This is a genomic window from Brevundimonas sp. (genome assembly GCF_041911375.1).
In the GTDB taxonomy this organism is placed as follows: Bacteria; Pseudomonadota; Alphaproteobacteria; order Caulobacterales; family Caulobacteraceae; genus Brevundimonas.
The window spans coordinates 1-23,361 of the sequence record NZ_JAYRPA010000030.1 but is presented as its reverse complement, the minus strand read 5'-3'; the positions used below and the strand labels follow the sequence as shown (position 1 = coordinate 23,361).

23 protein-coding genes and 1 tRNA gene are annotated in these 23,361 nt (G+C 69.6%); 15 read left to right on the top strand and 9 right to left on the bottom strand.

All coding sequences use genetic code 11. From position 1 onward, the window contains the following. Nucleotides 1–69 precede the first annotated feature (69 nt). From rpmH to yihA, 4 genes are read left to right on the top strand one after another with little or no spacing between them, the layout of a single operon-like run. On the top strand, nucleotides 70–204 hold the full coding sequence (gene rpmH / locus ACE3PU_RS06730) for a 50S ribosomal protein L34 (RefSeq protein WP_003164000.1): 135 nt from the start codon (nucleotides 70–72) through the stop codon (nucleotides 202–204). A 30-nt stretch (nucleotides 205–234) separates the two neighbouring features. Then, nucleotides 235–648 carry a ribonuclease P protein component gene (gene rnpA / locus ACE3PU_RS06725; RefSeq protein WP_374387972.1) on the top strand — a complete coding sequence of 138 codons (414 nt, stop codon included), beginning with the start codon at nucleotides 235–237 and terminating at the stop codon, nucleotides 646–648. After that, nucleotides 645–2,441: a membrane protein insertase YidC gene (yidC, locus tag ACE3PU_RS06720; RefSeq protein WP_374387970.1), complete on the top strand. Its 1,797-nt coding sequence runs from the start codon at nucleotides 645–647 to the stop codon at nucleotides 2,439–2,441. Before rnpA ends, yidC begins: the two co-directional genes overlap by 4 nt. Beyond that, complete coding sequence (yihA, locus tag ACE3PU_RS06715; protein WP_374387968.1) at nucleotides 2,438–3,091, top strand: ribosome biogenesis GTP-binding protein YihA/YsxC; 654 nt, start codon at nucleotides 2,438–2,440, stop codon at nucleotides 3,089–3,091. The genes yidC and yihA overlap by 4 nt, the downstream gene beginning before the upstream one ends. Before the next feature lie 121 nt (nucleotides 3,092–3,212). Here the strand turns inward: yihA and ACE3PU_RS06710 are convergent, their stop codons facing one another. Together ACE3PU_RS06710 and ACE3PU_RS06705 are read right to left on the bottom strand one after the other, a co-directional pair. Beyond that, nucleotides 3,213–6,083: a M16 family metallopeptidase gene (locus ACE3PU_RS06710; RefSeq protein ID WP_374387966.1), complete on the bottom strand. Its 2,871-nt coding sequence runs from the start codon at nucleotides 6,081–6,083 to the stop codon at nucleotides 3,213–3,215. Nucleotides 6,084–6,191: 108 nt separating this feature from the next. Then, entirely contained in the window at nucleotides 6,192–7,166 is a 975-nt protein-coding gene (locus ACE3PU_RS06705) for an ABC transporter ATP-binding protein (RefSeq protein WP_374387964.1), read from the bottom strand. Nucleotides 7,167–7,272: 106 nt separating this feature from the next. Here ACE3PU_RS06705 and ACE3PU_RS06700 point away from each other — a divergent pair, with 106 nt between their 5' ends. Genes ACE3PU_RS06700 through polA form a run of 4 tightly spaced genes read left to right on the top strand, consistent with a single transcriptional unit; the run spans nucleotide 7,273 to nucleotide 11,573 of the window. Continuing rightward, nucleotides 7,273–7,512, top strand: coding sequence for a zinc-finger domain-containing protein (locus ACE3PU_RS06700; protein ID WP_374387962.1), 240 nt, complete (start codon nucleotides 7,273–7,275; stop codon nucleotides 7,510–7,512). A gap of 36 nt (nucleotides 7,513–7,548) precedes the next feature. Then, nucleotides 7,549–7,989: a VOC family protein gene (locus tag ACE3PU_RS06695; RefSeq protein ID WP_374387960.1), complete on the top strand. Its 441-nt coding sequence runs from the start codon at nucleotides 7,549–7,551 to the stop codon at nucleotides 7,987–7,989. After that, a complete protein-coding gene (locus tag ACE3PU_RS06690; protein WP_374387958.1) occupies nucleotides 7,989–8,603 on the top strand; it encodes a DUF6655 family protein in 615 nt (204 codons plus the stop codon). Before ACE3PU_RS06695 ends, ACE3PU_RS06690 begins: the two co-directional genes overlap by 1 nt. A gap of 48 nt (nucleotides 8,604–8,651) precedes the next feature. Further along, nucleotides 8,652–11,573, top strand: coding sequence for a DNA polymerase I (polA, locus tag ACE3PU_RS06685; protein ID WP_374387956.1), 2,922 nt, complete (start codon nucleotides 8,652–8,654; stop codon nucleotides 11,571–11,573). A 27-nt stretch (nucleotides 11,574–11,600) separates the two neighbouring features. Here polA and ACE3PU_RS06680 read toward each other — a convergent pair whose 3' ends face one another. The 7 genes from ACE3PU_RS06680 to ACE3PU_RS06650 form a co-directional block, all read right to left on the bottom strand. After that, entirely contained in the window at nucleotides 11,601–12,698 is a 1,098-nt protein-coding gene (locus tag ACE3PU_RS06680; protein WP_374387954.1) for an alpha/beta hydrolase, read from the bottom strand. A gap of 14 nt (nucleotides 12,699–12,712) precedes the next feature. Continuing rightward, nucleotides 12,713–13,246, bottom strand: coding sequence for a DUF4142 domain-containing protein (locus tag ACE3PU_RS06675; protein ID WP_374387952.1), 534 nt, complete (start codon nucleotides 13,244–13,246; stop codon nucleotides 12,713–12,715). A gap of 125 nt (nucleotides 13,247–13,371) precedes the next feature. Beyond that, on the bottom strand, nucleotides 13,372–14,391 hold the full coding sequence (locus ACE3PU_RS06670) for an adenosine kinase (protein WP_374387950.1): 1,020 nt from the start codon (nucleotides 14,389–14,391) through the stop codon (nucleotides 13,372–13,374). 41 nt (nucleotides 14,392–14,432) lie between these two features. Beyond that, nucleotides 14,433–14,909 (bottom strand): hypothetical protein, encoded by a 477-nt coding sequence (locus ACE3PU_RS06665; RefSeq protein WP_374387948.1) that lies wholly within the window; start codon nucleotides 14,907–14,909, stop codon nucleotides 14,433–14,435. 17 nt (nucleotides 14,910–14,926) lie between these two features. Next, entirely contained in the window at nucleotides 14,927–16,507 is a 1,581-nt protein-coding gene (ubiB, locus tag ACE3PU_RS06660) for a 2-polyprenylphenol 6-hydroxylase (protein ID WP_374387946.1), read from the bottom strand. Further along, a complete protein-coding gene (locus tag ACE3PU_RS06655) occupies nucleotides 16,495–17,283 on the bottom strand; it encodes a class I SAM-dependent methyltransferase (RefSeq protein WP_374387944.1) in 789 nt (262 codons plus the stop codon). The genes ubiB and ACE3PU_RS06655 overlap by 13 nt, the downstream gene beginning before the upstream one ends. A 67-nt stretch (nucleotides 17,284–17,350) precedes the next feature. Beyond that, complete coding sequence (locus tag ACE3PU_RS06650) at nucleotides 17,351–18,052, bottom strand: Crp/Fnr family transcriptional regulator (protein ID WP_374387942.1); 702 nt, start codon at nucleotides 18,050–18,052, stop codon at nucleotides 17,351–17,353. Nucleotides 18,053–18,207: 155 nt separating this feature from the next. Here ACE3PU_RS06650 and ACE3PU_RS06645 point away from each other — a divergent pair, with 155 nt between their 5' ends. The 7 genes from ACE3PU_RS06645 (at nucleotide 18,208) to ACE3PU_RS06615 (ending at nucleotide 23,194) form a co-directional block, all read left to right on the top strand. After that, nucleotides 18,208–18,513 carry a 4a-hydroxytetrahydrobiopterin dehydratase gene (locus ACE3PU_RS06645; protein WP_374387940.1) on the top strand — a complete coding sequence of 102 codons (306 nt, stop codon included), beginning with the start codon at nucleotides 18,208–18,210 and terminating at the stop codon, nucleotides 18,511–18,513. Next, a complete protein-coding gene (locus ACE3PU_RS06640; RefSeq protein WP_374387938.1) occupies nucleotides 18,510–19,304 on the top strand; it encodes an SDR family oxidoreductase in 795 nt (264 codons plus the stop codon). The genes ACE3PU_RS06645 and ACE3PU_RS06640 overlap by 4 nt, the downstream gene beginning before the upstream one ends. Before the next feature lie 202 nt (nucleotides 19,305–19,506). Beyond that, a tRNA-Arg gene (locus tag ACE3PU_RS06635) sits at nucleotides 19,507–19,583 on the top strand. A gap of 85 nt (nucleotides 19,584–19,668) precedes the next feature. Next, entirely contained in the window at nucleotides 19,669–20,214 is a 546-nt protein-coding gene (locus ACE3PU_RS06630; RefSeq protein ID WP_374387936.1) for a hypothetical protein, read from the top strand. Between the two features lie 353 nt (nucleotides 20,215–20,567). Then, nucleotides 20,568–21,122 carry a hypothetical protein gene (locus tag ACE3PU_RS06625; RefSeq protein WP_374387934.1) on the top strand — a complete coding sequence of 185 codons (555 nt, stop codon included), beginning with the start codon at nucleotides 20,568–20,570 and terminating at the stop codon, nucleotides 21,120–21,122. Between the two features lie 257 nt (nucleotides 21,123–21,379). Further along, nucleotides 21,380–22,159: a hypothetical protein gene (locus ACE3PU_RS06620; RefSeq protein ID WP_374387932.1), complete on the top strand. Its 780-nt coding sequence runs from the start codon at nucleotides 21,380–21,382 to the stop codon at nucleotides 22,157–22,159. A 177-nt stretch (nucleotides 22,160–22,336) separates the two neighbouring features. Then, a complete protein-coding gene (locus ACE3PU_RS06615) occupies nucleotides 22,337–23,194 on the top strand; it encodes a fimbria/pilus periplasmic chaperone (protein WP_374387930.1) in 858 nt (285 codons plus the stop codon). Nucleotides 23,195–23,361 lie beyond the last annotated feature (167 nt).

The window sequence follows — 23,361 nt, the reverse complement described above, 5'->3', positions numbered from 1 at the left end:
ACGCCCGCCCTTCCTGCGGCGGACGCCTTATTGCCCGTCGCTCCAACCTTTTAACGTCAGGAGCCGACCGTGAAGCGGACCTATCAGCCGTCGCGACTCGTGCGCAAGCGCCGTCACGGCTTCCGCAGCCGGATGGCCACCAAGAACGGCCAGAAGATCGTTGCGCGCCGTCGCGCCAAGGGCCGCAAGCGCCTGACGGCGTAAGCGGCTCTCGCGTCCGAAAGCCAAGGACGCATGAGCGACCCTTTACAGATCAAGCGTCTGTTGCGGCGGCCCCAGTTTCTGGCGGCCGCCAAAGGCGTTTCAGAGGCCCGCGGCGCGGTGGTGATCCAGCGGCTGGAACGCGGCGACGGGTCGGCGCACATCGGCGTCGGCTTCACCGCCACCCGCAAGGTCGGCGGGGCCGTGGTCAGGAACCGCGCCAAGCGCCGCCTGCGCGAGGCGGCCCGTCTGATGATCGGCCAGCACGGCCGGCCCGGCAGCGACTATGTCTTCATCGCCCGCATGGGCACGGCGGACCGTCCCTGGGACCGTTTGCTTGACGACGTGAAATCGACGCTTACAAGGCTCGCGACCCCCAAGACCGAGCGGGCCGACCGGCCTTCCAACCCTCGCGCCTCTTCCGGCCAGGACGACCGAATCCCATGAAAAACGAGAACTCGCGCAACACGATCATCTTCATCGTGTGCTCGGTCCTGATCCTCGGGATCTACTGGTTCACCGTGCTGCGTCCGCAGGCCGAGCGTCGCGCGGCGATGCAGGCGGCCCAGGTCGAACAGTCGCAGACGGCCGAGAACGCCGCCAACACCGCGCTGAGCCCGCAGGGCCCCACCTTCGTCACCGACCGCACCCAGGCGCTGAGCACCGCCGCGCGCGTTCCGATCCAGTCCGGCACGCTGAAAGGCTCGCTGTCGCTTCAGGGCGCGCGCATCGACGACCTGTTCCTGACCGACTACCGCGAGGTCCAGGACGATCCGGCCCCGGTCGAGATGTTCCGCCCCCAGGGCATGGAGAACGCCTACTTCGCCCAGTTCGGCTGGGCCGGCGCCAACGTCCCCGGCGGCGTCCCCGGCCCGAACACGCCGTGGCGGCTGACGGCCGGTTCGACCCTGACCCCGACCACGCCGATCACCCTGACCTGGGACAACGGCCAGGGCCTGCGCTTCACCCGCGTGGTGTCGATGGACGACCGCTACGTCTTCTCGGTCAAGGACACGGTGCAGAACCTGGGAACCCAGGCCATCACCATCGCCCCCTACGGCAGCGTCCAGCGCCAGGGCGTGCCGCCGCTCGCCGGCTCGTCCCACATCGTCCACGAGGGCGCCATCGGCACCTTCGGCAAGCCGGGCGACTATCGGACCGAGCAAAAGAAATACAAGGACTGGGTCAAGGAGCCGCGCATCGAGAACGCCTCGACCGGCGGCTGGCTGGGCATCACCGACAAATACTGGCTGGCGGCCCTTCTGCCCCAGCAGAACGAGGCGGTCGAAACCGAATTCCGCGTGCGTGACGCCAACGGCGGCCAGCAGCTGGAAGCCAATGTCCTGGGCGCGACCCGCACCGTGCAGCCGGGCGGGACGGCGACCGAGACCCAGCGCCTGTTCGCCGGCGTCAAGCGCGCCGAGGTGCTGAAGTCCTATGAGCAGAGCCTGGGCCTGCCGCGCTTCGTCTATGCGATCGACTGGGGCATGTTCTGGTTCCTGACGCGTCCGATCTTCTGGATCCTGGAGAACGTCTATGGCCTGGTCGGCAGCTTCGGCGTCGCCATCCTGGCGCTGACCGTCATCGTCAAGCTGGTCATGTTCCCGCTGGCCAACAACGCCTACGCCAGCATGTCCAAGATGCGGAACCTCCAGCCCAAAATGGAGGAGATCCGCAAGAAGTTCAAAGACGACCCCCAGAAGCAGCAGCAGGAGATGATGGGCCTGTACCAGAAGGAGAAGATCAATCCGGTCGCCGGCTGCCTGCCGCTGCTGCTCCAGATTCCGGTCTTCTACGCCCTGTACAAGGTTCTGACGGTCACCATCGAAATGCGCCACCAGCCGTTCCTGGGCTTCATTCAGGACCTGTCGGCGCGCGACCCCTCGACGATCTGGAACCTGTTCGGTCTCATCCCGTGGGATCCGGCGACCCTGCCGCTGGTCGGCGCCCTGCTGGTCGGCCCGCTGGGCGTGGGTCTGCTGGCCATCGCCTACGGCCTGACCATGTGGCTGCAGACGGCCATGAACCCGCCGGCGACCGATCCGCTCCAGCGTCAGATCTTCCAGTTCATGCCGCTGGTCTTCACCTTCATCATGGCGCCGTTCGCGGCGGGCCTGCTGGTCTACTGGGCCTGGTCCAACGTCCTGACCATCCTGCAGCAGTACGTCATCATGCACCGCTACAAGGCCGAGAACCCGATCGACAGCTTCATCGCCCGCTTCAAGAAATCGCCGGCGTGACCAACGAAACCGACTTCACGCCCGAGGATATCGAGGCCGCGCGCATCCTGTTCGCGCGGCCGGCGACCTTCGTCATGGGCGCGGCCAAGATCGAGCAACTGCCCGACCCCGACCTGCCGGAGATCGCCTTCGCCGGGCGGTCCAACGTCGGCAAGTCCAGCCTGATCAACGGCCTGGTCGGCATGCACAAGCTGGCCCGCGCCTCCAACGAGCCGGGCCGCACGCGCGAGGTCAACTTCTTCGACCTGGACGGCCGGATGCGTCTGGTCGACCTGCCCGGCTACGGCTGGGCCAAGGCGTCCAAGGCGACGACCAAGAAGTTCCAGGACCTGGGCCGCGACTATCTGCGCGGCCGCGTGACGCTGAAGCGCGTCTATCTGCTGATCGACAGCCGGCACGGCCTGAAGTCGGTGGACGCCGAGGCGCTGGACGCCCTGGACCTGGCCGCGGTCAGCTATCAGATCGTGCTGACCAAGGCCGACAAGCTGAAGAAGGGCGAGGGCGAGGTCGTGCAGGCGGCCACGCTGAAGGCCATCTCCAAACGCCCGGCCGCCTTTCCCGTGGTGGCTCTGACCTCGTCCGAAAAGGGCCTGGGCCTGCCCGAGCTGCGCGCCGAGATCATGCGCACGACCGGCGCGACGCTGGATTAAGTCCTTTCGTCATCCCCCGGTCTGCGCCGCAAGCGGCTTGCGGGGAATGACGAAGGCAGGAGCGCAAACGAAAAGGCCCGGAGCATGCGCTCCGGGCCTTCGTCGTTTCGGACCGTTGCGCCTATTGCGCGGCCGGCGCCGCCGACCGCACCTCGACTGGCAGGCCCAGGGCGTCCAGCTGCGGCTTGACCACCGAGGCGTCGCCGACGACCACCCAGACGAACCTGGACGGGTCGATCGCGGCCTTGGCCGCGGCGTCAAGCTCGGCCGCCGTCAGCGCGTTGGTGCGCGCCGCCACGGTTTCCGGATAGTCGTCCGGACGGCCCAGGGCGTCGTTGGTGCGCAGCGCGCCGAGCACCGCGCCCGACGTCTCGTAGCTGCCGGCCAGGCGACGGGTATTGCCGTTGACCGTGCGCTCAAGCTCGGCCGCGGTCACGCCCTTGCCTCCCTTGAGGAAGTCGTTGAACTGGGCGTTCAGCGCCGCGATGGCCGGGCCGGTCTGGTCGGCCTGGACCGGCGCGTTGACCAGATAGGGCACGCGGTTCTGGAAGCCCTGGACCGAGGCGTTGACCCCGTACGACCAGCCCTTGGTCTCGCGCAGATCGGAGTTGATGCGCGACAGGAAGTCGTTGCCCAGCACGTTGTTGGCCGCGTTCAGCACCAGCAGGTCGTCGGTGCCCGAGGCGTCCAGCACTTCCCCGCCCAGGATGTAGGACTGGGGCGACTGCGGCCGGTCGATCAGGACGATCTTGGGCGTCGCGGCCGGGATCGGGGCCGAGAAGTCCTTCACCCCCTTGGCGGCGGACGGCGTCGACCAGCTTCCGAAGTTGGCCTCCAGCACCGGGGTGATTTCCGACAGCGGCCGGTCCGAAACGACGAAGATCTTGGCGTTGTCCGGCCGGATCCACTCGGCGTAGTCGGCGCGGACGTCGGCCTCGGTGATCGCCTTGACGCTGGCCTCGTCGCCGTTGCCGCTGAACGGACGGCCGTAGGGGCTGGCCGACCCGTAGATCAGCTCCGGCAGGGCGCGGCTGGCCAGGGCGGCCGGCTGGGTGCGCTCGGCCGCGATCCGCGACAGGCGGGTGGCGCGCAGTCGCTCCAGCTCCGCCGGGGCGAAGGCCGGGTTCTTGACCACGTCCGCCAGCAAGGCCACCGACGGCTGAAGGTTCGGCGTCACCGCCGCCAGCGACACCACCGACCGATCCATGGTGGCGCCGGTGGAGATCGAGGCGCCCAGGGTTTCCTGCGCCTCGGCCAGCTGGGTGGCGTTCAGCGTCTTGGTGCCTTCGTCCATCAGGTCCAGCATCAGCGTCTGCAGGCCCAGCTTGGACGCGTCGTCGGCGGCCAGGCCGGCGTCGAAATCCAGGGCGATCTTGGTGGCCGGCACCGCGTCGCGCTGGGCGTAGACCACCTCGATGCCGTTCGACAGGCGGGTGCGCTCGACGGCCGGGAAGTCGACGTTGGCGACCTGGCCGATCTCGGGCTTGGGCATGCGGGCCACGCGTTCGATCGGCGGGGCCGGCGTGTGGTTGGCGCCCGACGGCGCCTCGGCGGCCTCCTGATAGGCCTCGCGCTCGCCCGGCAGGGTCGTCAGCGTATAGGCCGGACGCGTCAGCCACTTCTGCATCGCCGCCTGAACCTGCGCCGGCGTCACCGCCGCATAGGCCTGGAGCTCCTTCTTGTAGTGTTCCGGATCGCCCGCGTAGAGCTGTCCTTCCGCCAGGGCCACGGCCTTGCCGCCGAAGCCGCCGACCTGCTCCAGCCCCTGCACGACGCGGGAGACGTACTGGGTCTTGACCCGCTCGACCTCCTCGGCGGTCGGGCCGTTGGCGATCAGGCCGTCCAGGATTTGGCGGGCGCGCGCCTCGACGGCGGCGGGATCCTCGCCCGGCTTCACGTTCAGGGTGATGTCGAACATGCCCACGCGGTGGAAGGCGCCGTTCGAGGCGCTGACCGACACGGCGGTCTGGTCGCCGCGCACCAGTTCATTGTCCAGACGAGAGCTGGCCAGGCCGCCCAGCACGGACGCGCCGACGCTCAGCGGCACGGCGTCCGGGTCCAGCATGCCCGGCACGGCCCAGTTGATCGACACCTGGGCGTTGGCCACGCGGTCGTGGGTCGTCTCGCTGATGGGCGCAGCCAGGGTCGGGACCGAGGCTTCCCTGGGGTTGTTCACCGGACCGCGCGGGATCGGGCCGAAGTATTTTTCGGTCAGCTCGCGCGCCTTCTCGGGCGTGATGTCGCCGGCCAGCACCAGCACGGCGTTGTTGGGACCGTAGTTGGAACGGAACCAGTCGCGCACCGTCTCCATCGAGGCCGCGTCCAGGTCGGCCATCGAGCCGATGGTCGAGTGGCGGTAGGGGTGCCCTTCCGGGAACAGGGCTTCCAGCACCTTGTATTCGTTCAGGCCATAGGGCTGGTTGTCGCCCTGGCGCTTCTCGTTCTGGACGACGCCGCGCTGCAGATCCAGCGTCTCCTGGCTGATGGCGCCCAGCATGTAGCCCATGCGGTCGCTTTCCATGAACAGCGTCTGCTCCAGCGCCGGGGTCGGGACCGTCTCGAAATAGTTGGTGCGGTCGAACCAGGTGGTCCCGTTCATGTCCGTCGCGCCCATGTTGCGCATCGGCGTGAAATAGCTGCCCGGCGCGTTCTCCGAGCCGCCGAACATCAGGTGTTCGAACAGGTGGGCGAAGCCGGTGCGGCCCTCGGGCTCGTCCTTGGAGCCGACGTTGTACCAGACCGAAACCGCCACCACCGGCGCCTTGTGGTCCTCGTGCACCAGCACGGTCAGGCCGTTGTCCAGCGTGAAGCGGGTGTAGGGGATGTCCACCTCGGCCACCAGTTCCGACACCGGGGCGGGCTGCATGGCGGCGGCCGCCGGGGCGGTGGATTGGGCGGAAGCGGCCGCCAGGGCGACGCCCGGCGCGAACAGGACGGGCGTACCCACCGCCATCAAGGCGGCGGCGGCGACTAGGGGGACGACACGACGCATGGGCAATTCCTCGGTTTGCGAGGGACCGACTTTAGACTCGGGACGCCGCGTCACAACGGGGACGGGTCTTCATGACGAAAGTTTCATCTTCGACCGGACGCGCCGCCGTCAGTCCTTCGTCGGATCGACCTTTGACGCGTCGCCGTAGGTCAGGGCCAGGAAGACGTCCTCCAGGTCCGGGTCCTCGGTCGAGATGTCGGCGATGGTCACGCCCGCCTGGCGCACGGCGGCGATGACCTGCTCGACCGACGACTGACCCTTCTTGTAGGCCACCGCGAAGGCGCCGTTCGGCCGGGCCGTCACTTCGAAGCCGGGCAACACCGGCGGGGTCGCCTGCGGCGTCTCGGGCGTCACCACCACATTGCGGCTGTCCAATCGGCGCAGCAGTTGCGGGGTCGGCTCGCAGGCCACCACCTCGCCCCGGTTGACGATGGCGATGGTGTCGCAGAGCTCCTGCGCCTCTTCCAGATAGTGGGTGGTCAGGACGATGGTGACGCCCTCGGCGTTGATGCGCCGGACGTATTCCCACAGCTGGCGGCGCAGCTCGACATCCACGCCGGCGGTCGGCTCGTCCAGGATCAGGATCGGCGGATTATGCACCAAGGCCTTGGCCACCATCAGCCGCCGCTTCATGCCGCCCGACAGCGCCCGCACATAGGCGTTCGCCTTGTCCGACAGGCCCAGCGCCGCCAGCAGCTCGTCCGAGCGCCGCTCGTTGGCCGGCACGCCATAGAAGCCGGCCTGCACCTCCAGCGACTCGCGCGGGGTGAAGAAGACGTCGGCGACGATCTCCTGGGGCACCACGCCGATGGCCGCGGCGGCGTCGCGCGGCTCCCCGTCGATGTCGCGGCCCCAGATCTTCACCGATCCCTCGGACTTCTTCACGACCCCGGCCAGGATGTTGATCAGGGTCGACTTGCCGGCGCCGTTGGGGCCCAGCAGGCCGAACATGGACCCGCGCGGAATGACCAGGTCGACGCCCCGCAAGGCCGTCTTCGGCGCCGCCTTCTTCGATCCGGCATAGGTCTTCTTCAGGCCCCGCACCTCTATGGCGTTGTCGGGCAGGGTCGCGGGATCGGTCATCAGGGGCGCTTCGGGTCAGGAAATCAGGTCGCGCGGCGGTTTGACGCCGCCGGACGGGCCGCATAGGTATGCGCCCGACGCCTCCCCGCCAAGAGATGAGCCGAAAATGCCGCCCCGCCACATCGATGCGATCATTCCGCCGCCCGAAGAGATCGTGGTCTCGACCAAGCGCGTGGCCTGCGACGGCGGCGGCGGCGCCCTGGGCCATCCGCTGGTCTACATGGACATGGGCGAGGACGACTTCGTCGAATGCGGCTACTGCGACCGTCGCTTCGTCCTGTCGGCCCATCCGCACGACGAGAACGAATATTTGAGCCCCGCCGCCCGCGCGCCCGAGGCGCACTGACGCCGCCCGGCCGCCCGTCCTCCCCGGAGATCGCCAATGCGCTATCTGCACACCATGGTCCGCGTAAAGGACCTCGACGCCTCGCTGCACTTCTACTGCGACCTTCTGGGCCTGCAGGAAGTCCGGCGCATGGAGAACGAGGCCGGCCGCTTCACCCTGGTCTTCCTGGCCGCGCCCAAGAACCTGGAACAGTCCGCGGCCGAACGCAGCCCGGAGGTCGAGCTGACCTTCAACTGGGATCCTGAAGAGTATCAGGGCGGCCGCAACTTCGGCCACCTGGCCTACAAGGTCGACGACATCTACGCCGCCTGCCAGCGGCTGATGGACGGCGGCGTGATCATCAACCGCCCGCCGCGCGACGGCAACATGGCCTTCGTGCGCTCGCCCGACGGCATCTCCATCGAACTGCTTCAGGACGGTCCGGCCCTGGCGCCGGCCGAGCCCTGGGCCTCCATGCCCAATACGGGAACGTGGTGATGCTGCGGCGCGCGGTCCTGCCCCTGGCGGCCGGCCTGCTCGTCGCCGCCTGCGCCTCGACCACCGAGACCAATCCCGGCCGCACCGCGACCGAACAGCTGCTGCTGGCCCGGGCCGCCGACCGGGCGGTCGAGGGCCTCAGCCTGCCGCTGCCCGCCGGATCGGCCGTCTATGTCGACGAATCCTACTTCCAGGGCGAGGGCGCGCGCTATGCGATCAGCGCCGTCCGCGCGGCCCTGTCGGACGCCGGCTTTCGCCTGGCGCCGAACAAGGACGCCGCCGACGCCGTGTTCGAGATCCGCGCCGGCGCCCTGTCGCTGGAGCAGATGCGCCGCGTCTTCGGCATTCCGGAAATGCGGGTGCCGATCAACGAGACCTTCAACGTCGTCTCGCTGCCCGAACTGTCGATCTACAGTCACCGCGACCGGGTCGGCGTGGCCGAATTCTCGGGCTTCCTCTACGAGGCCCGGACCGGCGCGCCCCTGGGCGCCGTCCTGCCGATGATTGGCAGCTACCGGATCCGCAGCCACAAGGCGATGATGATGGTCACCTGGGGCCAGCAGCAGGCCCAGCCCGGCCAGCGCGATCCCGGTTCCAGCTGGACCGAATTCTGATCCGGTTTCCCGGCTGACGCAGGGCCTTCTCCGCCCTATGTTCCGCCCATGACCGACATTGCCGACACGCCGCCCGTCATCGAACAGGACCGGGAGCTGACCCAGGACGGGCCCGCCCTGCGTCTGTGGATGATCGACGCCTCGGCCTACATCTTCCGCGCCTACCACGCCCTGCCGCCCCTGACGCGCAAGTCCGACGGCCTGCCCGTCGGCGCGGTCCAGGGCTACTGCAACATGCTGTGGAAGCTCTTGAAGGACATGAAGGGCGCCGACGGCCCGACCCACCTGGTGGCCATCTTCGACCACTCGGAAAAGACCTTCCGCAACACCCTGTACGACCAGTACAAGGCCCACCGTCCGCCCCCGCCCGAGGACCTGATCCCGCAATTTCCCCTGGTCCGCGAGGCGACCGCGGCCTTCGGCGTCCACTGCGTCGAGCTGCCGGGCTATGAGGCCGACGACCTGATCGCCACCTACGCCTGCAAGGCGCGCGACGCCGGCGGCGAGGCCGTGATCGTCTCCTCCGACAAGGATCTGATGCAGCTGATCGGCGGCGGCGTGGTCATGTGGGATCCGATGAAGGATCGCCGCCTGGCCGAGCCCGAGGTGTTCGAGAAGTTCGGCGTCGGTCCCGAAAAGATGGTCGACCTCCAGGCCCTGATCGGCGACAGCGTCGACAACGTCCCCGGCGCGCCCGGCATCGGCCCCAAGACGGCGGCCCAGCTGCTGGAGGAGTACGGCGACCTCGACACCCTGCTGGCCCGCGCCGGGGAGATCAAACAGCCCAAGCGGCGCCAGACCCTGATCGACTTCGCCGACCAGATCCGCCTGTCGCGCGAACTGGTGCGCCTGACCTGCGACGCGCCCGCGCCCGAGGCCATCGACGACTTCGCGGTCAAGGACCCCGATCCCCAGACCTTGTCCGGATTTCTCGACAGGATGGAGTTCCGATCGCTGCAACGCCGCGTCGGCGACGGCAAGGCCGGCCCCAGCGAGACCTCCGCCTTTGCGCCGAAGCGGGCGCCGAACCTGGCCGCGCCGGTCGCCAGCCCGCGCTATGCGCCCAAGGAGGTCGCAGCGCCGTCCGAGCCGCACGTCTTCAACCTCGACGCCTATGAATGCGTCCAGACCGAAGAGGCGCTGGACCGCTGGATCGCGCGAGCGCGCGAGGCCGGCGTCGTCGGCCTGGACACCGAGACCGACGCCCTGTCGGCCACCCACGCAGGCCTGTGCGGCGTGTCGCTGGCGCTGGGGCCGAACGACGCCTGCTACATCCCCCTGACGCACGAGCACGAGCCGGCGGCCGACGCCGGCGGGCTGGACTTCGGCGGCCAGGCGGACGCGCGCGAGCCCCTGACCCAGCTGGACAAGCCGACGACCCTGGCCAAGCTGAAGGCCCTGCTGGAGGACCCGTCCGTCCTCAAGGTGCTGCAGAACGCCAAGTACGACGTCGCCGTCTTCGCCCGGCGCGGCATCCGCGTCGCCCCTTACGACGACACCCTGCTGCTGTCCTATGTGCTGGAGGGCGGTCTGCACGGCCACGGCATGGACGAGCTGGCGCGCCTGCACCTGGGCCACGAGCCGATCGCCTTCAAGGCGGTGGCCGGGACGGGCAAGAGCCAGAAGTCGTTCAAGCACGTGCAGCTGGCCCCCGCGACGCAATATGCGGCCGAGGACGCCGACGTGACGCTGCGCCTGTGGCGCATCCTCAAGCCCCGACTGGCGCGCGAGGGCCTGTCCACCGTCTATGAGACGCTGGAACGGCCGATGCCGACCGTGCTGGCCGACATGGAGCTGGCCGGCGTGCGCGTCGATCCCGAGCGGCTGAAGCGGCTGTCCTCGGAGTTCGGCCTGCGCATGGCCGAGCTGGAGCAGCAGGCGCACGAGATCGCCGGCCGGCCCTTCAACGTCGGCTCGCCCCGCCAGATCGGCGAGATCCTGTTCGGCGAGCTGAACCTGCCCGGCGGCAAGAAGACCGCCTCGGGCCAGTGGGGCACCGACGCCAGCGTGCTGGAGGAGCTGGCCCTCACCCACGACCTGCCGCGCGCCATCCTGGACTGGCGCCAGCTGTCAAAGCTGAAGGGCACCTATACCGACGCCCTGACCGCCGCGGCCGACCCCAAGACCGACCGGGTCCACACCAGCTACCAGCTGGCGGCCGCCTCGACCGGCCGGCTGGCCAGTTCCGACCCCAACCTGCAGAACATCCCGATCCGCACCGAGACCGGGCGCGAGATCCGCCAGGCCTTCATCGCCGCCCCCGGAAACGTCCTGATCAGCGCCGACTACAGCCAGATCGAGCTGCGCCTCCTAGCCCACATCGGCGACATCCCAGAGCTGAAGCGCGCCTTCAAGGCCGGGCTGGACATCCACGCGGCCACGGCGTCGGAGATGTTCGGCGTCCCCGTCGAGGGCATGCCGTCCGAGACCCGGCGCCGCGCCAAGGCCATCAACTTCGGCATCGTCTACGGCATCTCCGCCTTCGGCCTGGCCGCCCAGCTGGGCATCGACCAGGGCGAGGCCGGGGCCTACATCAAGACCTATTTCGAGCGCTTCCCCGGCATCCGCGACTATATGGACCGGACCAAGGCCGAGGTGCGCCAGGCGGGCTTCGTCTCCACCGTCTTCGGCCGCCGCATCCACATCCCGGCCATCCATTCCAAGTCGGGCGCCGAGCGCCAGTTCGGCGAGCGCGCGGCCATCAACGCCCCCATACAGGGCGCCGCCGCCGACATCATCCGCCGCGCCATGATCCGCATGCCGGCCGCCCTGACCGACGCCGGCCTCCAGACCCGCATGCTGCTCCAGGTCCACGACGAACTGGTCTTCGAAGCCCCCGAAGCCGAGGCCGAGGCCGCCATCGCCGTCATCAAGCGCGTCATGGAGACCGCCGCCGAACCCGCCGTGGCGCTGTCAGTGCCGCTGGAAGTCGAAGCCCGCGCAGCCGCCAACTGGGACGAGGCGCACTGAGGCGAGGCGTCAGGCTCAGGCGGCCCCTTAGCGCAGCGCCGTCCGCAGGCGTCCGAAGGACCACTGCTGGGCGTCATAGGCGTCGCGGACCACGTCGGCCATCGAGAAGAACTCGTGGACGGCGCCGTCATAGACCTGGCGCTCCACCGGCACACCAGCGCGGCGCAGGGCGGCCGCCAGCGTCTCGCCGTCAGAGGCCAGGGGATCGATCTGGGCGTTGACGATCGTCACGGGCGGCAGGCCGCGCAGGTTGGCGCCGACCAGGTTGAAGCGCGGATCCATCATGTCGGCGGGGCTGCGTAGCGCATGCTGGCCGAACCAGGCCAGGGTGGCGGTGCGCAAGGGCAGGCTGGCGGTGTTCTCCCGCTTCGACGGCAGCTGCGGATCGGCGTCGGCGATCGGATAGACGCTCAGCACATGGCGCGGGACCGTCCATCCCCTGTCGCGCGCCGCGATGGCGACGTTCAGGGCCAGGTTGCCGCCGGCGCTTTCGCCCGCCACGGCGATCCGGGCCGGATCGCCGCCCCATGAGGCGGCGTTGGCCAGCACCCACTGATAGGCGTTGTTCGCGTCGTCGTGGGCCGCAGGGACCTTGAACTCCGGCCCATGGCGATATTCGACCGAGACGACGACGGCGTTCAGATTGCGCGCGATCGAGCGGGGCGTGGCGTCATAGACGTTCAGATCGGCGATGACCCAGCCACCGCCGTGATAGTAGACCACGACCGGCAGGGGTCCCGTCGCCCCGGCGGGTTTGTAGACCCGCACCGGCTGGGTTCCGCCCGCCGTGGGATAGGTCAGGTCGGTGGCGATCACGGTCGGGTCGGGCGCGGTCGGCATGCCGCGCATGGTCTTCACCCGATTGACGGCGTCGGCCGGCGTCGGCTGCGTGCGGGCCTGTTCGACGGTGAGGGTCTCGATCGGCCTGGCGCCCAGCGCCGAGAGAGCGTCGAGCACAGACTGCATGTCGGCGTCGGGGCGAGCGGTCATGCCCATGGGCGCCAGTTGGGCCATTGGTGCGGGCAGGCCAGCCGAAGGCGGCGGGGACGGGGCCATCGGCGTGGCGCAGGCGGCGAGGGCGGCGGCGGCGATGGAGCCCAGCAGGGCGGCGCGGATGCGGTTCATCGGATCAATCCTGTTCAGCGGACCGCCAGGCGTTCCACCTCGGCGAGGTGGCGCTGGATGATCGGCAGGGCGTTGCGTGCGGCCGTCCGCAGCTGCGGCGCGTCTCCGTTGTCGGCATAAGTCTTCTGCAGACCCAGCGCCTCCTTGTGCGCCATCATCTGCTGACTGAGGTACAACCGGTCGCGTTCGGCGCCGTCGTACTGGCGTAGCGCCTCGATCATCGCCGCCTTGGGCGCGTCCAGCATCGGCGGCGACGGCGTGAGCCCGGCCTCCCGCGCGGCGGTTTCCGCCGCCCGCATCGTGCCGGTGTGATGCTCGATCATCATCTGGGCGAAGCGCCGCAGGGCCGCGTCCGAAGTGCTCTCCAGCACCAGCCGGCTCGACTCGATTTCATAGAGATCGCCAGCGCCGGCGAGCATCAGATACGCCGGGGCCGGCGGCGTGGGCGTCACGGTGCCCGCCGGCGTCCAGCCGTACATCTCCTGCGCATGGGCCGCGCCGGATGCGGTCAAGGCCGCCACGGCGCCAGCGATCAGCAATCTCTTCATTGGTCCCTCCAAGACCTGTTCCGAGCCATTCGCGGCCGCGGAACCCGTCCTTGAAGTCGAAGATCGCTGTTCAGTTCCAACGCAGACGAACGGAGTTCGTCATCGCGCTGGCGCGAACCGAGCCGTCAGCCCAGCGCCGCCGCCAGGCCCTTCTCGGCCGCCAGGTTCGACAGCTTGGTCATCGGGCGGGGGCCCCAGTGGGCGATGACCTCGGCGGCGGCCAGCGAGCCCAGGGCGCCGGCCTCGTCCAGCGGGCGGCCGCGCGCCAGGCCCAGCAGGAAGCCGGCCGCGTACTGGTCGCCGGCGCCGGTGGTGTCGACCACCTTGTCGACCGGATGGGCGGGGACGACGACGCGTTCCTCGCCGCGCAGGATCACCGACCCCTCGGCCCCGCGCGTCACGGCGGCGATCTCGACGATGGCGGCCAGCTGGTCGGCGGCGGCGTCGAAGTCCTCGGTCTCGAACAGGGCGCCCAGCTCGGCCTCATTGGCCAGGACGATATCGGCCGACTGTTCGATAAAGGCCAGCAGTTCGGCGCGCCAGCGCGCGACCACGAAGGTGTCCGACAGGGTGATGGCGACCTTGCGACCGGCCCGGTGCGCGGCGGCGGCGGCGCGTTCGAAGGCGGCGCGGGCGGGCGCGGGATCGAACAGATAGCCTTCCAGATAGACGATGGCGCTGTCGGCGATCAGGGCCTCGTCGATGTCGTCGGCGAACAGCTGGTTGGCGGCGCCCAGGAAGGTCGCCATCGTCCGCTGGCCGTCGGCCAGGACGTTGACCAGGCACCGGCCGGTGCCGAAGCCGTCCGCCGCGCCGTCCTTCAGAACGGGCGTGTCGAAATGCACCCCGGCGGCGCGGATGTCGTGGGTGAAGACCTGGCCCAGCGCGTCGTCGGCCACCTTGCCGATATAGGCCGCGCGGCCGCCGAACGAGCCGACGCCGGCGACGGTGTTGCCGGCCGATCCGCCCGACGCCTCCACCCCCGGCGCCATGGCGTCGTACAGGGCGGCGCTGCGTTCGGCGTCGACCAGCTGCATGGAGTTGGGGGCCAGGTCCTGGGCCTTCAGGAAGGCTTCGTCGCAGGGGCTGAGCACGTCGACGATGGCGTTGCCCACGGCGCAGACGTCGTATCGGATATCGGTCATGCCGGGGCCTTAGCCGACCGGCGCGGCCGCGTCACCCCAAACTAGGCTTCGGCGGGGCGGAACAGCAGGGCGGCGATCTTGCCGTCGTCGCCGAAACCGATCACCCATTCGGTGGCCTGGTTGTCGAAGGTGACCCGGAACAGCTGGGCCTGACCCTCGGGCCGGACGTGCTCGACGGACCGAAGCGCGCCGAAGCTCTTGATCAGCGGCGTGACCTGATCCGCCTGTTGGCGGATCTGCGCGGCCAGGTTCTCGGTGAACACCGAATAGTCGGGACCCGTCCCCTGCATGGCGACAATCACGCCGCGCAGGGCGGCTTCGGCCTTGGCCACGTCGGCGGGCGCGGCGGCTTGAGCCTGGGCTGGGGCCTGAGCCGGACGCTGCGGCGCGGGCGTCGTCTGGGCCGCGGGGGCGTCGAAGCTGTTGGGCACGGAGCCGGCGGCGGCGGCCTGGGCCAGGACGGGCGCCGGCGCCAGAAGCACGGCGGCCAGCGCCAGGGTCTTGAGGGCGGTCTTCATCGGAAAGCTCCAGACAGTCAGGACACGAGCGGCCAGAGCGAAAGCCCCAGCGCCGCGAGGGCGGCGACGACCGCCACGGTGACGCAAGCCGTCAGCCAAGCGGGAGTTCCCGGCTTTTCCATGACCACCGTCGTCGGACGGGGCGGCTCCTGCACCAGGCGCGACAGGGCGCGGGCGGCCGCCAGGATCTCGTTCAGGGCGTCGCGCGCCTGGGCCTGGGGCCCCAGTTCGCGGCGGATCCAGCGCTCGACCACCGGCTGGGCGGCCTTCCACAGGTCGTGGTCCGGCTGCAGCCGGCGCGCCACCCCCTCGACCGAGACCATCGTCTTCTGCAGCAGGATCAGCTCGGGCCTCAGGCGCATGTCGAACAGGGCGGTGATCTCGAACAGCTGGCCCAGCAGCCGGCCCATCGAGACCTGACTGGCGGCGCGGCCGATCACCGGCTCGCCCACCGCCCGCAGCGCCTGGGCGAAGGTCTCCACCGAATGATGCGGCGGCACATAGCCGGCCTCGAAGTGGACGCGGGCGATGCGGTCGTAGTCGCGGCTGATGAAGCCCCACAGGATTTCCGCCAGATAGCGCCGCTCGGCCGGGCCCAGCCGCCCGACGATGCCGAAGTCGATGGCCGTCAGGTGCGCCGGGGCGCTGGCGAACAGATTGCCCTCGTGCAGGTCGGCGTGGAACGCCCCGTGGTCCAGCGCCTGCACCAGGAAGGCGCGCACGACGTTGTCGGCCAGCAGGTCGACGTCCAGCCCCGGCAGGTCCGCCAGCGCCGGGTCGGTCATCGGCGTGCCTTGCGCCCATTCCAGGGTCAGCACCCGACGGCCGACGCCGTCCCAGATGACGGCGGGCGCGGACATGTAGCCGTCCTTGGCCATGACCTCGGCCATCTCGCTGGCGGCCGCCGCCTCCAGCCGCATGTCCAGCTCCAGGTCCAGCGAGCGGGCGATCGTCTCGACGAAGGCCGCCGGCTCCAGCCGCCGCGCCAGCGGGACGAGGCGCCACACCAGTCGCGCGGCCAGCCGCATGGAATCCAGCCCGTCGGCCACGCGCCGCTCGACGCCCGGCCTCAGCACCTTCACCGCCACCATGCGCCCGTCGGCCAGGGTCGCGCGGTGAGCCTGGGCCAGGGAGGCGGCCGCGACCGCCTCGCCCAGATCGGTGAACAGGGACTCCACCGGCCGGCCCAGCGACCGCTCGATCTCGCGCCGCGCCTCGGCCAGCGGGAAGGGCGGCAAGGCGTCCTTCAGACGGCCCAGGTCCCGCGCGAACTGCAGGCCGAAGATGTCGGCCCGCGTCGCCAGAACCTGGCCCAGCTTGATCGCCACCGGCCCCAGATGCTCGAACGCCTTGCCCAGACGCTGGCCGGGTCGCCCCTCGCGCCCCGCCCGGCCGGAAAACATCTGCACGAAGCGGGCGAACGGCCGCGTCCAGGCCGGCAGCAGCGGCGTGACCTCGCGGGGGATCAGGGCGTCGTGCCGCGCCAGCACCCACAGCCAGCCCAGCAGGCGCAGGAAGGCGCCGACCGGGTGGCGCACCGGCTCGGCCGCCGGCGCGGGCGGCGGCGTGCGATAGACGGGGCTGGTCAGATCGCCCACCCGTGATGGATGGCCGCGACCCCGCCCGACAGGTTGGTCACCGAGACCCGGCTGAAGCCGGCGTCCTCGATCAGGGCCTTGAAGGCGGCCTGGTCGGGAAAGCGCCGGATACTCTCGACCAGATACTGATAGCTGTCGCGATCCTTGGCGACCCAGCCGCCGATGCGCGGGATGGCGTGGAACGACCAGGCGTCATAGGCGCGCCGCACCGGCCCCGCGGTCGGCCGCGAGAACTCCAGGCACAGAAACCGCCCGCCCGGCTTCAGCACCCGCCGCGCCTCGCTCAACGCCTTGTCGATATGGGCCACGTTGCGAATGCCGAAGCTGATCGAATAGGCGTCGACCGAGGCGTCCGGCAGCGGCAGGTTCATCGCGTCGCCGACCGACCAGCTCATCTCGGGCTCGCCGCCCTTGTGGACGCCCGCCAGGATCATCTCGGCGTTGTAGTCCAGCACGATGACCGAGGCGTCCTGGCCCCCGCGCCTCGTCTGCGCCGCGCGCGCCATCCGGGAATAGCGGCGGGCCATGTCGCCGGTGCCGCCCGCCACGTCCAAAATGGTTTCGCCGGGCCGCGGATTCAGCTTCGCCGCAGCAGCGTCCTTCCACAGCCGGTGCACGCCCGCGCTCATCAGGTCGTTCATCAGGTCGTAGTTGGAGGCGACGGAATCGAACACCCCGCGCACCATCCGCACCTTCTCGCGCGCGTCCACGTCGCGGAAGCCGAAGGAGGAGGTGTCGCCCGAGGAGTGGGGGCGGTTCGGGGCTGCGTCGGTCATGGCAGTCGATGTAGCGCCTGGGGCGCGCCCCGTCACGCGCGCTTGTCACGCGCTTCGACGGCAGGCGCTACGCCGCCTGCGGCGTCGGCAGGTCCAGCTCCTCCAGCACCGCGCGCATCTGGCCGTAGCAGCCGCAGGACGCCGCCTTCAGCCCGGTGCGGTCCAGCACCCGAACCCAGCCCCGCCCGCGCTCGATCAGCCGCCGATCCTCCAGGCTGGCGCTGACCTCCGACACCGTGGCGCGGCGCACGCCCAGCATGCCGGCGATGTCCGCCTGGGTCAGGTCGAAGCGGGTGTCGCCCACCCGGTCGTGCAGCGACAGCAGCCAGCGCGCCAGCCGCTCGTCCAGGGCGTGGCGCGCATTGCAGGCCGCCACCTGTTGAACCTGCGCCATCAGCGCCTCGGTGAAGCGCGCCAGCGCCAGGCGCAAGGCCTCACTGGCGCTCATCGCCTCGGAAAAAGCCCTGGCCGGACAGCAGGCGGCCTGGCCCTGTGTCAGGGCCACCGCGCGGCTGGCGGCGCGCGCGTTCAGGGGACCGCAGGTCACCCCGACCACGCCCTCGCGCCCGATCACCGCCGTCTCCACCAGCTTGTCGTCGTCCAGCAGGGTCATCAGCGACACCACGCCGGTCGTGGGGAACCAGACGCAGTCCACGTCCTGTCCCTCGCCGAACAGCACCTGGCCGTGGACGAAGTCCCGGGTCTCCAGATGCGGCTTCAGACGATCACGATCGGCCGCGCCCAGGGCGGCGAGCCAGAGATTCTCCATGGGTACGCCTCCTTATAGTCAATGCGGAACGGCCACGCGCCGACGCCGAACAACGCTCCAGCTTGGCCGCATGTTCCGAGCGGCGCGGCGGGCGATCGCCCTCGGCTTGCGGCCGGGCGCGCGGCGCCCTACGCCGGAGGAAAAGAGGACACGCCATGACCGACGCTCGCCTAGATCTCGCCCAGGCGCTGCAGGACCTGCCGGACTGGGTCGCCGACGACGGACCGCGCCAGGCCATCCGCCGCCGCCTGGTCTTCGCCGACTTCAACGCCGCCTTCGGCTTCATGACCCGCGTCGCCCTGCTGGCCGACAAGATGGACCATCACCCGGAATGGTCGAACGTCTACAATCGCGTCGAGGTGCTTCTAACCACCCACGACGCCGACGGGGTCACGCGCCGCGACATCGAGATGGCCCGCTTCATCGACCAGATCGCGCCGCGCGCGGGAGGTGAGGCGTGAGCGCCCCCCGCTCCGGCCGCGTCGCTGGCAAGGCCGCCCTGATCACCGGCGCGGCCGGCGGCCTGGGCGAGGCCATGGCCTTCATGCTGGCGCGCGAAGGCGCGACCGTCGCCCTCAGCGACATCGACGGCGACCGCGCCCAGGGTCTGGCCGCCCGCATCAACGCCGAGATTCCTGGCGCGGCCTTCGCCTACGCCCATGACGTGGCCGACGAGGCGGACTGGGAGCGGGTCGTCGCCGCCGCCGTGGCCGACCTGGGCGGCCTGTCAGTCCTGGTCAACAACGCCGGCGTCGGCGGGCCGCTGGCCTTCGTCGAACAGGACACGGTCGAGAACTGGCAGCGCCAGTACGAGATCAACCTGCGCTCGATCATGCTGGGCGCCAAACACGCCATGCCGCACCTGCGCGCCGCCGCCCCGGCCTCCATCGTCAACATCTCGTCGATCGCGGGCCTGGCCGCCGCGCCGGGCATGGGCGCCTACAACGCCACCAAGGCCGCCGTCTGGATGTACACCAAGACCCTGGCGCTGGAGGCGGCCAAGGCCGACTGGAACGTCCGGTGCAACTCGGTCCATCCGGTCTTCATCAAGACGCCGATCCTGGACCCCTTCATCGCCATGGCCGGCGGCGACGAGGCCAAGGCGCACGAGCGCCTGTCGCGCGGCATCCCCCTGAAGCGGATCGGCGAGCCGGACGATGTGGCCTATTGCGTCCTCTACCTCGCCTCCGACGAGTCCAAGTTCGTCACCGGCGCCGAGTTCAAGATCGACGGCGGCATGACGGCGCAATAGATCGCGCTTGCGCGATCTATTGCTTTTCTGTTGGCCTGCCGCGCTTCGCGCTGCTTGAGGCATGACGCCCGGCCTACCGCGCTTCGCGCTGCTTGAGGCCGGGTCGCCGATGCGACATCAGCCTGCACTCCGTCGCTTATTCGGGATTGAGGCCGTCGGCGCCATGCTGTAAGCGGCGTCTTCCGGCGTCACCGCCGTGAACGCACCCGTAGCTCAGCTGGATAGAGTACTGCCCTCCGAAGGCAGGGGTCAGAGGTTCGAATCCTCTCGGGTGCGCCATCCCTCTCGACAACATGCGAACCGGAACGGGATCACGATCCGGACGCTGTAGGTCTTAAAGCCACGCTTCGAGAGCCGCCCCATGATGTCCGTCCGTTCCGCCGCCCTTGCCCCCGTTCTCGTGCTGGGTCTGGCCGGTCTCGGCGCCTGCGCCTCCATTCCGGGCATGTCGGGCGTCGAGATCAATCGCGAGCAGGCCAGCCAGGGGGGCCGGGCCTTCGGCGCCGGCGTGGGGCAGGCGGCGACGGCCCCGCTCGACGACCTGAACCTGCGTCGGCAGGAGGTGCCGGAGGTGCTGATCGCCGCCCGCCGCGCCCCCTATGCGACCGACAGCCTGCGACGCTGCGCGGCGATCATCGCCCAGATCGACGACCTGGACGAGGCTCTGGGCCCCGACGTCGATCAGCCGACGCCTGCCGCCGGCACGGGCGAGCAGGCCGCCGAGGCCGCCCTGGGCATGGTGCGCGATACGGCCACCGACTTCATTCCGCTGAGAAGCTGGGTCCGCCGTCTGTCCGGCGCGGCGGCCCATGACCGCGAGGTTCAGGCCGCGATCCGGGCAGGCCTGGTGCGCCGCGGCTTCCTGAAGGGCGTGGCGCTTCAGCGGCGCTGCACGCGCGCAACGGACTGACCGTCCCGCCGTGCTTGCCGTCCCAATTTGGGACGAAATTTCGGTCCCCGTGCGTGTAACGCCAGGCCAAACACAACCCCCAGAACCGTAGATCTCCGTCAAACGCGACGTGCGCAAACACGCGCCCGGCCAAATCGCTGATCGGCGATTGGCGTTGCACGAGCGTCGTTTCCGGCGTAAGTCGCCGTCGTTAACCTCTTGTTAACCAATATCTGCGTGGGCGCCCGAAGGTGTCGATTCGGGATGGCACGGCTCTTGGAGAAGGAAGAGGTGGACCCGTCGATTTCGTCGGGCCGTCCTGGGACGGAAATGGGGTTGGGGAAATGCACACGACGTCACGGGCCGCAGGCCGGATGTCTGGACGCCTGAAGGCCGCGCTGGACGCGGGTCTGTGCGCGGCGTCCATGATCGCGATGAGCGCGGTTCCGGCCGCGGCCAAGCCTTCCGCCAACTCGATCGAAATGGGCCGGACCCTGAATGTCGCGGTCACCGGCCGCATCCCGGCGCGCTGCGAGATCTCGGGCGGCGGCGGCATCGACTTCGGCGAACTGACCGGCGGCGAGAGCGCCACGGCCCTGTTCGGCCTGGACTGCAACGTGCCCTTCGACCTGGGCGTCACCTCGGCGCGCGGCGGCCTGGCCCATGTCAGCAAGCCCCAGGGCGAGGGCCCCTTCTCGGGCGTCCTGCCCTATGACGTGCTGCTGACCGTGCCGACCCTGCGGCCCGAGCCGCGCCTGGTGCGCGGCGCCTTCAACAGCCAGGACCACACCGGCGTCATCAGCAGCGGCGACGGCATCTCGGCCGGCGGCGGCAAGATCGAGTTCCGCACGCGACAGCCCGCCGGGGCCGGTCTTCTGGCCGGTCAATATACGGAAACCCTGACCGTCACAGTAACGCCGCGCATCTGACGCGGCGTCCAAAAGAAATAAATCCAGATACAGAAGAAGTCTGCGCCGAATCGTTCTGTTTGGTACGGCGCTTTTGCTTGGCCTGAGTACAACATCCGAATTCCCCTACTGGATGAATCTGGACGGAATCATGCCTAACGTCGTTTTTTACTCTTGACCGACTTGTTAACAGGACGTTAAGTCACCACCGATCGGGCGGGGAGGGGCTACCACCTCGGTCGACGCGTTTTGACAAACCCTCGCTTGGAGAGACCCAAATGAAGAAGTTCGCTTCCCTGATGGCCGGCGCCGCGGCGCTGGCTCTGACCGCCGCTCCGGCCATGGCCGACAGCATCTATCAAGGCTCGGTGACGACCAACACGACCGTGAACCTCCCGTTCATCGGTCCGGTCACCATCCAGAACACCAGCACCAATACGGCCGCGGTTCTGGTCGCCGATCTGCTGAACCCGGGCGTCAACAGCTCCACGTCGCTGTTTGTCATCGAAGGCGGCTCGCAAGGCAACAACGGCACGGCTTCGACGTCGGACGGCGCGACCTTCACCCTGAAGGGCGCTGTGTCGACGGACTGCGCCTACTACACCGGCAACGCCTCGACCACGATCGACTTCGGCACCATCGGCATCTACGCCTCGGACAACACCGGCCCGGCCAACGCCTTTGACATGACCGCCCCGGCCAACGTCGAAATCGACACCAACCTGGCCGGCTGCAACACCTCGAACACCGTCACGGTCTCGAAGAACGACATCCGCGGCCTGGTGAACAACTCGGGCGCCGGCTACGACTCCAACGTCTTCCAGGCCAACCTGCCCTACACCGTCACCGGCACCTACACCGCCGGCGCGGTCGGCTCGGCCGCGGCCGCCAGCCAGGGCGCCTACATCAACCTGGGCGCCAACGCCAACTCCACCAGCGCCAGCCACGGCGCCTGGAAGTCGGCCATGGCTCTGGACGTGAACATCCCGGTCCCCTCCAAGTCGCTGCTCGCCGGCAACTACGAGGGTCAACTGACCGTCGCCATCCAAGCCTTCTAATCCAGGCTCAGGATCGTGTGAGTACACGGCAGGGGGGCCATCGCGCCCCCCTGTTTCCGTTTCAGTCACCATTGTTACGCCATGCTTTCGGGGAGCTGGCGCGACGTTTGCAGAGTTCGCCCGCGACGGCTCGCAACGGGAATGAGCCGACGCAAGATCGGTTTGGGGGAGTCTAGAATGTTCAGTGCGTTGCACGCCCGCTGGAGCCGGCCGGCCGTCGTCGCCGCCGCGACCCTGGCCGCCGCGACCCTGATCGTGGCGATCGCCGGCGCGGCCTGGGCCATGCGCGTCTCGCCTATGGTCTCCGAACTGACCACCACGGGCGCCGGATCGGCCGCCCGGATCGAGGTCGGCAACGTCGGCTCGGTCGCCCTGCCGTTCGAGACCCGCATCACCCGCATGGAGGTCGACGCCGACGGCAACATCGTCGAGACCGACGCCGACGAGGATTTCCTGGTCTTCCCGCCCCAGGGCGTGGTGCCCACCGGCGGGCGCCAGGTCGTGCGCGTCCAGTGGGTCGGCGATTCCTCGATCGACACCTCCCGCGCCTATTATCTGTGGGTCCGCCAGCTGCCGGTCGCCACCGACCCCAACACGCCCGAGGACGGCGGCGCGGTCCAGGTGACGGTGCTCTACACCATGAAGGCGCTGATCGTGGTCGCGCCTCCAGGCGCCGAGCCCAAGGTCGAGGTCGTCTCGGTCAAGCCGGCCATGGTCGCCCCGCCCGCGCCCGAGATCGACCCCAGCCTGACCGAAGGCGCCGCCCCGCCCCCGCCGCCCGAGGAGCCGGGCGTCGAGATCGTCGTCTCCAACACCGGCAAGCGCTACGCCCTGATGAGCGGCGCCACCTGGATCATCGAGGGCACCGACAAGGCCGGCCAGCCCTTCCGCCGCGAATACGACAGCGGCGAAATCTCCAAGACCGTCGGGGTCGGCTATCTGGCCCCCGGCGGCGGGCGCCGCACCTTCAAGCTGCCCACCGGCGGCGTGGAGCTGGACCCCGCCAAACCCGTGACCCTGCGGTTCGGCCGATGAAAGCGCTGGGGGGAAGCGTTTCGGCCTTGGCGCTGGCCTGGGGGCTGGCGTTCCTGCCGGATTCGACGGCGGCCGCCGCGGCCGCCGCCGCGGGCCAGGCCTACGCCGAGGCGGCCGATCAGGCCGAGGACGTCACCGCGGCGCTCAACCGGGCCAGCCTTCAGGCG